General features: G+C 35.1%; 15 protein-coding genes. 1 reads left to right on the plus strand and 14 read right to left on the minus strand.

Annotated features, from left to right (window positions below; genetic code table 11):
• Positions 1–249: 249 nt before the first annotated feature.
• The 4 genes from ACOFKR_RS07520 to ACOFKR_RS07535 all read right to left on the minus strand — a co-directional run bounded on the left by ACOFKR_RS07520 (position 250) and on the right by ACOFKR_RS07535 (position 2,262).
• A complete protein-coding gene (locus tag ACOFKR_RS07520; protein WP_419803404.1) occupies positions 250–639 on the minus strand; it encodes a type II toxin-antitoxin system VapC family toxin in 390 nt (129 codons plus the stop codon).
• Complete coding sequence (locus tag ACOFKR_RS07525) at positions 624–851, minus strand: hypothetical protein (protein ID WP_419803405.1); 228 nt, start codon at positions 849–851, stop codon at positions 624–626. The genes ACOFKR_RS07520 and ACOFKR_RS07525 overlap by 16 nt, the downstream gene beginning before the upstream one ends.
• A 249-nt stretch (positions 852–1,100) precedes the next feature.
• On the minus strand, positions 1,101–1,694 hold the full coding sequence (locus ACOFKR_RS07530; protein WP_419803406.1) for a hypothetical protein: 594 nt from the start codon (positions 1,692–1,694) through the stop codon (positions 1,101–1,103).
• A 229-nt stretch (positions 1,695–1,923) separates the two neighbouring features.
• Entirely contained in the window at positions 1,924–2,262 is a 339-nt protein-coding gene (locus ACOFKR_RS07535; protein ID WP_419803407.1) for a hypothetical protein, read from the minus strand.
• A 105-nt stretch (positions 2,263–2,367) separates the two neighbouring features.
• Between ACOFKR_RS07535 and ACOFKR_RS07540 the strand changes: the two genes are divergently transcribed.
• Entirely contained in the window at positions 2,368–2,496 is a 129-nt protein-coding gene (locus ACOFKR_RS07540) for a hypothetical protein (RefSeq protein ID WP_419803408.1), read from the plus strand.
• An 87-nt stretch (positions 2,497–2,583) separates the two neighbouring features.
• Here the strand turns inward: ACOFKR_RS07540 and ACOFKR_RS07545 are convergent, their stop codons facing one another.
• The 10 genes from ACOFKR_RS07545 to ACOFKR_RS07590 form a co-directional block, all read right to left on the minus strand.
• Complete coding sequence (locus ACOFKR_RS07545) at positions 2,584–3,093, minus strand: hypothetical protein (RefSeq protein ID WP_419803409.1); 510 nt, start codon at positions 3,091–3,093, stop codon at positions 2,584–2,586.
• Between the two features lie 252 nt (positions 3,094–3,345).
• A complete protein-coding gene (locus ACOFKR_RS07550; RefSeq protein ID WP_419803410.1) occupies positions 3,346–3,840 on the minus strand; it encodes a hypothetical protein in 495 nt (164 codons plus the stop codon).
• A 245-nt stretch (positions 3,841–4,085) separates the two neighbouring features.
• The gene (locus ACOFKR_RS07555; protein ID WP_419803411.1) at positions 4,086–4,703 is read right to left on the minus strand and encodes a DUF6438 domain-containing protein; all 618 of its coding nucleotides are present in this window, start codon (positions 4,701–4,703) and stop codon (positions 4,086–4,088) included.
• 152 nt (positions 4,704–4,855) lie between these two features.
• Positions 4,856–5,230: a putative toxin-antitoxin system toxin component, PIN family gene (locus ACOFKR_RS07560; RefSeq protein WP_419803412.1), complete on the minus strand. Its 375-nt coding sequence runs from the start codon at positions 5,228–5,230 to the stop codon at positions 4,856–4,858.
• Positions 5,231–5,252: 22 nt separating this feature from the next.
• Positions 5,253–5,480, minus strand: a complete 228-nt coding sequence (locus ACOFKR_RS07565; protein ID WP_419803413.1) for a hypothetical protein — start codon at positions 5,478–5,480, stop codon at positions 5,253–5,255.
• Positions 5,481–6,413: 933 nt separating this feature from the next.
• Positions 6,414–6,797, minus strand: a complete 384-nt coding sequence (locus ACOFKR_RS07570) for a hypothetical protein (RefSeq protein ID WP_419803414.1) — start codon at positions 6,795–6,797, stop codon at positions 6,414–6,416.
• A gap of 818 nt (positions 6,798–7,615) precedes the next feature.
• Positions 7,616–8,326, minus strand: a complete 711-nt coding sequence (locus tag ACOFKR_RS07575; protein ID WP_419803415.1) for an SDR family oxidoreductase — start codon at positions 8,324–8,326, stop codon at positions 7,616–7,618.
• 286 nt (positions 8,327–8,612) lie between these two features.
• Entirely contained in the window at positions 8,613–9,374 is a 762-nt protein-coding gene (locus ACOFKR_RS07580) for an alpha/beta hydrolase family protein (protein WP_419803416.1), read from the minus strand.
• 259 nt (positions 9,375–9,633) lie between these two features.
• Positions 9,634–11,238 carry a thiol-activated cytolysin family protein gene (locus ACOFKR_RS07585; RefSeq protein ID WP_419803417.1) on the minus strand — a complete coding sequence of 535 codons (1,605 nt, stop codon included), beginning with the start codon at positions 11,236–11,238 and terminating at the stop codon, positions 9,634–9,636.
• A gap of 247 nt (positions 11,239–11,485) precedes the next feature.
• Complete coding sequence (locus tag ACOFKR_RS07590) at positions 11,486–12,136, minus strand: hypothetical protein (RefSeq protein WP_419803418.1); 651 nt, start codon at positions 12,134–12,136, stop codon at positions 11,486–11,488.
• Between the last annotated feature and the right edge of the window lie 6 nt (positions 12,137–12,142).

The following is a 12,142-nucleotide window of genomic DNA, read 5'->3' on the forward strand; positions in this document are numbered from 1 at the left end:
TTTTTGCCTGACTGTTGATTGTTTGTACAGGTTGATGGTAGCGTTGCTGCTAACGTTCACCGGCTTGGCGAAGAACTGGTATTTAAAACCCGTCAGCCCGAACCAAAGCTAAATTTATAACAAATGTTGATGCTTCTTTTACCGGCTAAATTTTGTTCCATCTGCCGAAACTAAAGTAAAATAGCAAAACAAAAGTTGATGTTTAATCCGTCAGCCGGTTTTTTGCCAAACCAATGTTGTGCGTTCGCCTTATTCTACGATGTTCAGTTCATCAATACGGTCGAAATGCTTTTTGTTTAAAGTTGCAAAAGGCAAATTATTCGCAAGGGCAGTCGCTGCGATAAAAAGATCAGCAGTGTCAATGAGTTTTCGTTTCCGTTTCAGTGCTTTGTTCAGGTCAACTGCTACCTTGGCAATTGATCTGTCAAAAGGCAATACTTCTGTCTTCTGAAGGAAGTTGTCCCAAAAATCAACCTGACCTAAAGTTGCGCCGGTATAAATTTCATATTCTGTTACAACCGAAATATAATAAGTATAACCTTGTCTTACCAACGATACCAAAGCTGAATTTACTTTGTCCGTTTTACGGAAAAGGTCAATAAGAATAGATGTGTCCACCAGAACTATTTTGTCCGCCATTGATTTATAGCTTTTCTGGTTTTGGCAATCTCGTCAAATTGCTTTTTGGTAAAAGTAGGTGCTGTCAGCAAAAAAGCTTCGAGGTCAGATACTTCTTTATCGAATACTTTTTCTTTATCTACTTCCTTTTTAAGTTTTATCCATTGATTTTCCGGCAAGTGTTTGGCTAACTGAACCAATTGCTCAAATGCTATTTCTATCTGTGCTTGCATATCCAAATTTAAGAAGTTTTGTCGGATATTGAACTATGTCGGCAGGTGACACCCAACGTTCGAGGCTTGGCGAAGAACTGGAATTTGGAACTCGTCAGCTAAAACCAAAGCTGAATAAAAGTTCCAAAGTTGATACTTCTTTTACCGGCTAAATTTTATTTCTTCCGCTGAAACTGAAGCAAAATAGCAAAATAAAAGTTGATGCTTAATCCGTCAGCCAGTTTTCTGCCAAACCAATGTTGGGCGTAATTATATTTGCTTTCTAGATAACTTAAAAGTTTCTACAACTGTTCGGCTGTCTTTAAAATCTACTTTTTCATACATTATTATACCACTGTCGGCATTCCAGTAAGATTTGTCACCATTACGGTGTTTCATAATATATGTATTGAAAGTGCCATAAGGTACAGAAATGATTGTGTCAATTTTTATTATACGAGTATTATAGTCTGGTGTTCTACCACATCCATATTGAGGCAATTCTTGATTTAGTGAAGGTGCATTTGGAGTGTAAAGAAACTCAAATTTTCTTGAACAGCTAAAAAAACCAAAATTGCATTCTTCACAAGCCAATCCAAAAAGTCCTCCTTTTTTAACCACGAAATGCCTGTCCAATATATCCATGTACGTAGAAGCAGCAACATCATTTTGGAAGAACTCATCATCATATATCGCCAGCTTTAAGTAGTCTTTTGTAACACTTGAGCCTTTGTATTGATCATAAAAATATACGCTTCCATTCTTCGTCCAACCAAACTTGATTTTATGGTTATCGTCTTTTTTACAAGAAACTATTGTCGATAAAAGAAGCATTACTGTTAATGAAATTTTTCGATAGTTCATGTTTTTCTAATTACGCACAACGGCTCAGGCTTGGCGAAGAACCGGAATTTGGAACTCGTCGGCCGGAACCGAAGTTAAATAAATTTCCAAAGTTCAATACTATTTTTATCAGCTAAATAATAGTCCGTCAGCCGGAACTGAAGCGAAATAGCAAAATAGAAGTTGATGTGTAATTCGTCAGCCAGTTTTTTGCCAAACCAATGTTGGCTCTAGTGTTTTTTAGATAATATTATTTAAAGAATTTGGTTAAGTAAACCTTGATACTGTCAGCTCTTCCAAAATATTCAAAGTGAGTCGAATTCATGTTTTCAGCTTGTGCAACTAAAGAAGAACTACTATCTGAATTTAAATATTTTGGTTTGTCAAGATCTTTAAAGGTTATCTCGTTGTCCAGTTCAATATTTATTTTGTTGTTTTTACTTATTACTTTTTCTACAAAATTTTTATAACCATATTTTGCGATAGTCAACTTTACATTGCAACCACCAGTAGATATTTCAAATCGTCCAGAATCATTTGACAGAGCTTTGGATTCTCCTAATTGTATTTGAGCATTTTTAATTGGCATATGCGTTACTTCGTCAACAACAATACCTTTTGCTACCGGAAAGCATTCGCAACTGCTTAGAAAAAACAGAAAAGAAATTAGTGGTGTTATTTTAAAAGAAGTTTCATGTCGAAAGTTGTCGTCGAACATTACAGCCAACGGAAAAGGCTTGGCGAAGAACTGGAATTTGAAACCCGTCCGCCGAAACCAAAGTTAAATAAATGTTCCAATGCTGATGCTTCTTTTATCAGCTAAATTTTTATTCGTCGGCCGAAATTGAAGTAAAATTGTAAAATAAAAGCTGATGTTTAATTCGTCAGCCAGTTTTTTGCCAAACCAATGTTAGCGGTAGGCATTATTTTGTACGTCATATTTTTCCGCAGTTATTGTTGAAGTAACGTTAATTGCATTTTTAATTCTTGACTTTGTTAATTGAAATTCAATAAAAAACAGCAAAATATAGAATATGTAAAAAACCCCTATGGTAATAAAATTATAAATAGTCGTTTTACCAAGAATCAAAAACGTCAGATTCAAAATTAAACCGAAAGATAATGCGAAAAAAACCAATGTTGAAAATATTGATAATCTTATTTTATAAAAAAGTAGATCATCTTTAGGAAGACTAATAATTAGTTTTGGTAACACTCGCTCGAAAGAAGTTCTTATCCGAGTGAATTTAATGTCTTTGGTTCCTTCAAGTCCTAAAAAGGAGTTATTGGCTCCAGCATTATTTGTTGCTGATTGAATGTCTAATGAAGTATGTTTTTTAATCGCGAATTTTCTTAAAGCAACGTCTGTTTGTTGTTTCTCTAATTCGTTTCGAAAGTATATTTTTAGGAAGTAGATCATGTCTTTTATGCTTACCGCTAACGGAAAAGGCTTGGCGAAGAACTGGCATTTGAAACCCGTCCGCCCAAACCAAAGTTAAATAAATGTTCAAATGTTGATGCTTCTTTTACCAGCTAAATTTTGTTCCTTCTGCCGAAACTGAAGCAAAATAGCAAAACAAAAGTTGATGATTAATCCGTCAGCCAGTTTTTTGCCAAACCAATGTTAGCAGTAGGTTTTCTTCTTTCTTGTTTATTTTCGTGTTTCAACAGTTTATAAAGTTAATTTATTCTTTTTAATTGCAAAGCAAATTCCAATTGTTGTCATTGTCATCCAAAAAAGCATCACTCCAAATTGTCGCACAAGTTCAATTTTCGTCATTGTTGTTGGCAAAACATTTTCTGTTAAAATTATCCAAACTGGTAATGATAAACCTGAAAGGACAAATGTCAAAGCAATTGTCTTTAAGTTAAGTTTTATTGTTTCTATTAACAGCCCATTGATTCCCAAAATTAATATTCCTGCTATTCCTACTAATAGTCCAGGAAATACATATTTGTCAAAGTTGAAACTGATAGCCGTTATTACTGTCAATATGAAGACAATGAACGAGATAAATGTAATTACGAGTGTAAAACCTATTTTTTGTCTCAATGGTTTATCAATATTTACCAACGGAATACCAAGTCCAAACACAAGCGGAATAATAATAATCAAATTTGTTAAATAAGCTATTATAGAACCCAAAGTGGCTAAAGTCAAACTCACAATTAGTGTCAAATACGGTTTCGATATTGTCATTTAGTGTGTCTGCTAAACTTACTGCTAACGGAAAAGGCTTGGCGAAGAACTGGAATTTAAAACCCGTCAGCCCAAACCAAAGTTAAATTAATATTCAATTGTTGATGCTTCTTTTATCGGCTAAATTTTTGTTCCGTCTGCCGAAGCTGAAGTAAAATAGCAAAACAAAAGTTGATGTTTAATCCGTCGGCCAGTTTTTTGCCAAACCAATGTTAGCGGTAGCTTTTCTTTTTACTTGGTGGAAGAAACATAATACTGCCTACTACGTCTACTATTATTGGTTTTTGATAATGTGTCGGGAAAGTCAATTTTCTATCAGTTTGTTTAAAGTTCATTTGTTTAATTGAATGTAACAACCACTCGTAAACAGTCATTACGCTATCGGGCAAACTTGCAGATTGTCCCAGAATATGTTTTACCTTATTGCCGTTATAGTAGATATAAATTTCGGTTGAAAGATCATCAATTGAATGTTCGTAGGAGTTGTTAAGCCCTTTGTACTTAATGTTCTCAAATTTAATATTTAAAGTGTCCCAAAAATTAGAGTTGATTGTCGATACATAAAAACCAATATGATCAGTATATTTTACGCCATTATACTTAACAGTTAATGAACTATCAATGTCAATAACTTGGAAAGGACATTTCCCATAGCAGCCGCCTGTTGCAAATACAATCCGTTGAATATTATTTTGTCTAATTATTTGGTTGTTGTTTCTACAACCAAGTAACAAGGTCAAGATTATTAAAGCTATAAGTTTACGTGTCGTCATAAAGTTACCGCTAACGGAAAAGGCTTGGCGAAGGACTGGAACTTGAAATCCTTCCACTGAAAACCAAAGTTAAATTAATAATCAAATGTTGATGCTTCTTTTACCGGCTAAATTTTATTTCTTCTGCCGAAACTGAAGCAAAATAGCAAATAAAAGTTCAATAACTTCCGTCAGCCAGTTTTTTGCCAAACCGGTGTTGGGCGTTCGTGCTATTTGTAAATAAGTTCAAAGAAATTTTTCGGTGATATGATTTTTGTTTCTTTGTAATCAGTCATTGTAAAATCGTTGGTATTGCCTGTAACAAGATAATTTGCATTACACGTTTCGGCAAGTTCTAAAAGTCTATTGTCGGCTTCGTCGCTTATTATGTCAACTGTTCTGGTTGGTTCAAATTTTAACGAACGGCTTTCTATATCTGCAAGTAAAGTTTGTGCCCGTGCATGAAAACTTGGAAACCTGCTAAATTTTTCACGGTTTAACACGTTTATATATTCAGCAAAAAGTTGATTAGAAATGCAAAGTTGTAAACTTTTATTTGCTAAGATATTATCAACAATAAAGTATGGAAAGCTTTTTTGGATCAATGCTGATACAAGAACATTAGTGTCAAGAATTAGCCGCATGATTTCTTATGATTTTTACTTCTGCGGAAATCTCATCCATAGTCATAATAGATAATCCGTAACGCTCTGCTAATTCGATAGATTTCTTAAGATTCTGTCGACTTATCTCGCTGCTAATCAAATCTATAAAGTCTGTAAAAGAAAATCGGTCATTTTTCATTCCGAACTTTTCATATTCTAAATCGGATATATCAATGTTCAGTGTTCGCATAGTAATTAAAATATTTATAAGTCCAAAGATAAGAAATTTGTCGCATCTGGAACTGTGCAGGTAAGCATGACGCCCAACGTTCAAGGCTTGGCGAAGAACTGGAATTTGAAACCCGTCAGCCCCAAAACCAAAGTTAAATTTATAATTAAATGTTGATGCTTCTTTTATCGGCTAAATTTATGTTCCTTCTGCTGAAACTGAAGCAAAATAACAAAATAAAAGTTGATGTTTAATCCGTCGGCCAGTTTTTTGCCAAACCAATGTTAGGTGTAGTACCTCTATTCATTTTTTTGTTAAGACTTTAAACGTAAAAAACGCTTTGAAATATCATAAATTATTACCAATAATAGACAACTTAAAAGGATGTATCGAAAAGTCGAATTTAACCAAATTGCAACTATTCCGAGCAGAGTAGGAGCCAGCGAAGACAGCCAGATATGTTCATTTCTTACAAACGATTTGACAAATTGAATAAGTCCTAAAGCAACAAGAATGACTGGGATAAAAAGTAAAACATACACAGACCCAGCATTGAAGTAGTCGTTTTCTCGACTAGATCCATATTCAATGAGTCCAATTATTTCTATGCAGCAAATAATACAAAAGTCAAAGACAATTGAATTCATTATCGAATCAAATTTTGATTTTGTCATTTGTGTTTTGAGTGTTGTCGGTTGGTATTACACCTAACGGAAAAGGCTTGGCGAAGAACTGGAATTTGAAACTCGTCGGCCAAAACCAAAGTTAAATTTATAACAAAAAGTTCAATACTGTTTTTACAAGCTAAATTTTATTCCTTCAGCTGAAACTAAAGCAAAATAGCAAAACAAAAGTTGATATTTAATCCATCCGCCAGTTTTTTGCCAAACCAATGTTGTGCGTTCGTGCTCTTTTGTTCATAAATTTCGTCAAATACTTTTGAATAAAATCTTATTATTCAGTTGTGATTTGTTTGGCAGGTGAATTATTCCAAGCTTGAATCAAAGTGTATTTTGTTAAGTCTTTTTTAGGATAGTCGCCTTTATAGCACCATATTTCTAAATAGTCAATAATTCCGTTTTTTAAAAACAAAGTTCCATCTGCCTCAATCGGATATTCACTCGTTGTGATTATGACACCAAGAAGAACAAGGTTGTCCATGTAATATTTGTATTTAATAATTTCATCCAAATGAGAGAATTTTACGAACAGTCCACTACAAGTATAATCGTATTCGGTGTCGGTCAAAAATTGTAATTGAGGTCTAACAGCAACGCCTTCAATGTCTCCGTCAAGCAACAAGTCTAAAATGTCCAATATGTATTTAGATTTGATCATTTTTACTTTTTAGTTCTTGTCAATGATTAAGCTATTTTTTCTCTAACTGCGAAGATTGGACGGTCGTCGAAGCATGACGCACAACGTTCCGGGCTTGGCGAAGAACTGGAATTTAAAACCCGTCAGCCGAAACCAAAGCTAAATAAAAATCCCAAAGTTCAATACTGTTTTTAACAGCTAAATTTTAATCCTTCTGCCGGAACTGAAGCAAAATAGCAAAACAAAAGTTCAATAACTTACTTCCGCCAGTTTTTTGCCAAACCAATGTTGGGCGTAGCTTTTTTTAAAAACCTGGAATACTGTTTTTAACGATAAAAAACCAAGCTTGTCAGCGGGAAACTTTGAACAATAAAACCTAAACTGCGGTTTTCAAGTCCGCCGGAAGTTTGTTTAGCTAAAGTCTCAAAATTTGATTTGTCGTTTTACAAACTTGCAGATTATAAACTTTAAACCAAAAAGTCCGCTGGAAATGCTGTTTTTACTATGCAAAAATTAGCCCGCAAGATTTTAGTCCGATAAAAGAAGCATTTAGAAAGTCCGCTTTACAAACCAGTTTTGCGACAAAAGTTTGTCTGGCGCGCGAGTCGACGTTTGCTCGGTAAGTTACGCCCAACGATACGGCTTTGTGCAGGCGGGATAATAGATATTCGTCTGCCGGAACCATAGCCAAATTTATAGTAAAAAGTTCATTGTTATTTCTATTGCTCAACAGAGTTACGTCAGATGGAACTGTGGCTGAATGCTGCACCAGTGCTGATTGCTACTACGTCTGACCCGCTTGCACAAAACCGCTTGTTGGTGGCTGGCTTGTTTTAGGATTACTGTCCTAAACTAAGTCCGCCATCTACTGCGATAATCTGTCCGGTTATATAATCGTTATCAATAAATGTAAGAATCATTTTTGCAATATCTTCAGGCTCTCCAATTCTACCAAGCGGAATTGTTTCAGCGTATTTCTCAAAAGTTTCCTGTTTTTTTTCGGGTGGTAAAAAGTCCCACCATGTAGTATTTACAACACCTGGTGCTACTGCGTTTACTCTTATCGGTTTCAATTCTTTCGCAATCGTTGGTATCATAATTTCTATTGCTCCGTTGATAGCTCCCAAACCTGCTGTACCAATTGCTTTTGATTGTGAACTAATAGATGTTATAAAAGTAATGCTGCCTGTTGCTGTTATGTATGGCAGTGCAGCTTGTGCAGTCCGCAATTGTGGAAAAAACTTTCCTTCAAATCCATTCTTCAAATCGTCTAAATCTAATTCACGAAAAAGCCCAATACCCTTTCCTCCGCTAAGAGCAATTACAAGGTGGTCAATTTTTCCTATGTCAGCAAATGTCTGTTTAAGTGTTTCCAAATTTGTAGCGTCAACACTTTTGCCCTTTGCGGTTTGTCCAATTTCTGCTAATGCCTGATTTAGTTTTTCTTGATTTCTTCCTAAAATAATTACCTCAAAGTTTTTTTGCGCCAATAGTTTTGCTGTCGCAAGTCCCATTCCTGATGTTCCACCTGCAATTATTACTCTTACCATAAAATTATTATTGTCTTAATATTGTGTCGAAGTTAGTGCTGTCCGATAAGCTTGCCACCAACGTCGGGGGCTTGGCGAAGAACTGGAATTTAAAACTCGTCCGCCCGAACTGCTGCTCAAGTAAAGATAAAAAAGTTCATTGTTATTTCTGTCGCCAAATTTATAATGTCAAGCTGGAACATAAGCTAAATAGAAATACAAAAGTTGATGCTGTGAAGTGTCAGCCAGTTTTTTGCCAAACCTTTTGTTAGCGGTGCGTTGTTTATTTTTTCACAAAGAACTTAGTTTATCTTTCAGATAAAAACTTTAAAACATCATAATTTATTTCTTTGTGCTGATTCTCATTTCCGTTGTCGTCCATGTCATTGTGTTTTGTGTTAGCAAGTTTTACAATTGTTATTCTATATTTTTTTTGTTCTTTTTCTGTTGGTAAAACTCCTTCGTCTGCTGGCTGGTCGCTAGAGCGTAAAGAATATACTTTTATATTGGCTGCTTTTGGCAAAGCCATTCTTCTATTGTCTAATGTAATAATCTTGTCAACTATGCCTGGATACTTTTGAGGAAATAGTGCTGTCATGTCCGCACCATTTGAGTGTCCAATGAGAGTAATATGTTTAAAGTCCAATTCAGGATTTGATTTTTTCAATTCGTTTATTACGAATAAAATATTGTTCGCACCACGCTCCCAAAAAGGTCGTCTAACAATTTGTGGAATTCCTGTTGTCGGCATTAATCTGTCTGTAGGAAGTTCATGTTGAATACTTACTACAAAATATCCTTTTGAAGCTAAATAGTTTGTTAAGTAAGAATAAGCCAAATAATCGCCGCCTTTGTTCTGTCCATAACCATGACTGAAAACAACAATTTTAGGATTGTCAATTTTAGGTTTATAAAGTGCAATAGGAATTTTTCTGTCTCTTGATTGGTCAAACAAAGTCAAAGTGTCCAACTTGAAGGCGTACGTCTGGTTACTTACCATTTTCTTACTGGTCAAACAACTTGCTGAAAGTGAAAAAGCCAATATTAGAAAGTAAATATTTTTATTCATCTCAAAGTTTGCAAGGTGTCTTTTACAATGACCGCTAACGAACAGGGCTTGCTGCTGTGGCGGCATTCATTGAACGTCCAGCCCCGAATCGCTGCTGAGTAAAGTTACAAATGTTGATGTTTACTACTGCTGCTCATCTGCGTTCCGTCTGCAGGAACTGAAGATGATTAGCGAACAAAATGTTGATGGCTTGTTCGTCGCCCCGCCATAGCAGCAAACCCCATGTTGTGCGTTCGCTTTTCTTTGTCCGTACTTTAACTCAACGACGTAAAGTGAACGGAATGGCTATGTATCCATTACTCTGATTTATATCCGCCGACGCTAATGGAATATCTCTATTAACTTTTGGGTCTTTAAATTTTAGATGAAGTGTAGGTGTAAATTGCCACCTATCATGGCCGTGAGGAAACATCCAAATGAATATTACTCCGTCTTGCAGCTTTTCGTTATCAGTCGCTCCTCTTAAACCTAAAGGAAAATCAATTGAAGAGTTATCAGGAAAGGCTTGACCTTGGTCGGTGTTGTCATACAGGTCGGCATATGCAACTGGTGCTATATCTGGATTTGCTTTATTAAGTGCAGCTATGTAATTCACACCTAATGTTCTATTATCAAATAAATAAACCCTTAAGCCGGTAGATTGGTCTTTCCCGTCATCACCATTACCAAAGTGAACCGTTGCAGAAAGTAAAGGAGATGTGATTTTGATATTTTCTGTGTTGACTGTATAGTCTGTAGTTGATGAAACTCTTGCAGGTGAGTTGTCGCTTAAATAAGCTACCGTGTAACTAATAGGTCTCGGTGGGTCATTCAATATATCAAACGTATCTTTTGCCTTTATAAAGTTTGTTAATCCTGTTATTTTATCACCGCCTAAATAATCGGTTGCTTTATAACGTGAGCCGCCAATAATATAACTTTGGATAAAAGCCTCATTCAATATTTTTTTTGTCTCGTCACTCATCTCAACCTTGCCTCCAGTATTTAAACCTCCAAATGAAGCGTTAAGCGATGCTTCAACATCAGATGCGCTTTCTTTACTTTCTATTAAAACCCATAACTCCCTTCCATAGGAAACAGAGCTTACGTAACATAATGGATTAGGAGTAGTATTGTGCGAATTACTGTCTATGTAGTTCAATAAATCTTTGTAGCCATCTTCTTTTATGTAAGATGTTGGATAATGAGGTTCTTCGCAAGAAACAGTAAAATATTTTTCAACCAAGCGAACTAAAAATTTTGAGTATGTTTCGTTTTGACTTACGGAGAGAGCACCATTTATTGCACCAGTTGCCCATTTATAAGATGCGTTAAATTTCAAAAAAGCTTGGTCCATGCTATAGACTTGCCTCAATGAATACGTAATATCAGCTCCCATTGCAGAATTAGTTTCTTGCTTCAATATTTTCTGAATACTGTCATTGACATTAGCCTTATTGGGTTCTTTTACTATTCTACTAACCGAAAAATTTCCTTTTTGATAAAAATCACTTATCGTTATAGTAAGTGGATTTCTTGATGTTTTAACTGGAATTAAAATTCCGTCTATCAATCCTTTTCCTTGTACTAAAGCTCCAGGATATAAAGAACCAACGTTAGGGTCAAAAGCAACAATTTTCTCAAACTGACTGGTAAGTTTATGTCTTTCAGTTGTTTTTGTCCCATGATGTTCGGGGTCTTCAATTGTTTCAACAGATGAACCAGTTATTATATCGTCTGTCGGCTGTACAGATAATTTTGGTTCATTCACTATCAAGCTGTCAATTTTTTTAGCGGTTGCTTTTGTGTCTGAACCGTTACAAGCACAAAACAACAAACTACTAAAAATTAGTAGTGTCAGGATGCAAATGCAGTTTCTGGTCATGGCTGTGATTTTTGTTTGTTTATGAAAGTGGATGGATAAAGTGACGCACAACGGAAAGGGCTTGGCGAAGAACTGGAATTTGAAACTCGTCAGCTGAAAGCCAAAGTTAAATAAAAGTTCAAATGTTGATGCTTCTTTTACCAGCTAAATTTTGTTCCTTCCGCCGGAACTGAAGCGAAATAGTAAAATAAAAGTTGATGTTTAATTCGTCAGCCAGTTTTTTGCCAAACCAATGTTGGCTGTAGTTTTATGTTACGCAGATGTTTACAAAAATAGTTTCTTTATCATCGTAAAATGCGATGTAAAGATAATGGTCTTCTTCGCCTTTTATTTTTCTAGTAAATTCGTGAATAAGTTTACTCGTTTTTTTGTTGCCTAAAGTTTTGTTAAATTCTTCGGAACCAATTTGTTCTCCATTTTTTGTTATTCGTTTATCATTTTCAAGTTCAATTAAAAGTTCTTGATAATCCGATTTTGACAGTTTTATTTGAGAACTTGAACAATAATCGCCGTGAAAGTCGGGATATGAAGAAGTTTTTTCTATAAACTCTGCTGATTTTGGAATTTCTCTAAGTGTTACTGTCTTAAACTCCTGTTCGTAAAAACTTTTACTTGGAAAAAAACCGTTAAATGTTTGATATGCTGAAAATAGAAAGAGAGTAATAGCGTAAGTAATATTAATCTGTCGACTTATGTTTTTTGTCAACTTTCCACTTTTCAATAGCCTTTTCTGAATTGGCAAATATAAAAGATACAAACCTTGTCCTAAAAGTCCAACGACAAGGGAAATTACTAAAAATATTATTATCGCAAAAATCCACATAGTCCATTTCGGTTTGCAAGTAAGGTCGGCGGAAAAATTACAGCCAACGCTCAGGGCTTGCTGCTGTGCTGGCATTTTATA

It is taken from the genome of Mucilaginibacter sp., assembly GCF_965201005.1.
Taxonomy (GTDB): Bacteria; Bacteroidota; Bacteroidia; order Sphingobacteriales; family Sphingobacteriaceae; genus Mucilaginibacter_A.

Bases quoted from the DNA above. Each gene is read 5' to 3' on its own strand.
- ACOFKR_RS07520 (WP_419803404.1), bottom strand. From the start codon at position 639: ATGGCGGACAAAATAGTTCTGGTGGACACATCTATTCTTATTGACCTT.
- ACOFKR_RS07525 (WP_419803405.1), bottom strand. From the start codon at position 851: ATGCAAGCACAGATAGAAATAGCATTTGAGCAATTGGTTCAGTTAGCC.
- ACOFKR_RS07530 (WP_419803406.1), bottom strand. From the start codon at position 1,694: ATGAACTATCGAAAAATTTCATTAACAGTAATGCTTCTTTTATCGACA.
- ACOFKR_RS07535 (WP_419803407.1), bottom strand. From the start codon at position 2,262: ATGCCAATTAAAAATGCTCAAATACAATTAGGAGAATCCAAAGCTCTG.
- ACOFKR_RS07540 (WP_419803408.1), top strand. From the start codon at position 2,368: ATGTCGAAAGTTGTCGTCGAACATTACAGCCAACGGAAAAGGCTTGGC.
- ACOFKR_RS07545 (WP_419803409.1), bottom strand. From the start codon at position 3,093: ATGATCTACTTCCTAAAAATATACTTTCGAAACGAATTAGAGAAACAA.
- ACOFKR_RS07565 (WP_419803413.1), bottom strand. From the start codon at position 5,480: ATGCGAACACTGAACATTGATATATCCGATTTAGAATATGAAAAGTTC.
- ACOFKR_RS07570 (WP_419803414.1), bottom strand. From the start codon at position 6,797: ATGATCAAATCTAAATACATATTGGACATTTTAGACTTGTTGCTTGAC.
- ACOFKR_RS07575 (WP_419803415.1), bottom strand. From the start codon at position 8,326: ATGGTAAGAGTAATAATTGCAGGTGGAACATCAGGAATGGGACTTGCG.
- ACOFKR_RS07580 (WP_419803416.1), bottom strand. From the start codon at position 9,374: ATGAATAAAAATATTTACTTTCTAATATTGGCTTTTTCACTTTCAGCA.
- ACOFKR_RS07585 (WP_419803417.1), bottom strand. From the start codon at position 11,238: ATGACCAGAAACTGCATTTGCATCCTGACACTACTAATTTTTAGTAGT.
- ACOFKR_RS07590 (WP_419803418.1), bottom strand. From the start codon at position 12,136: ATGCCAGCACAGCAGCAAGCCCTGAGCGTTGGCTGTAATTTTTCCGCC.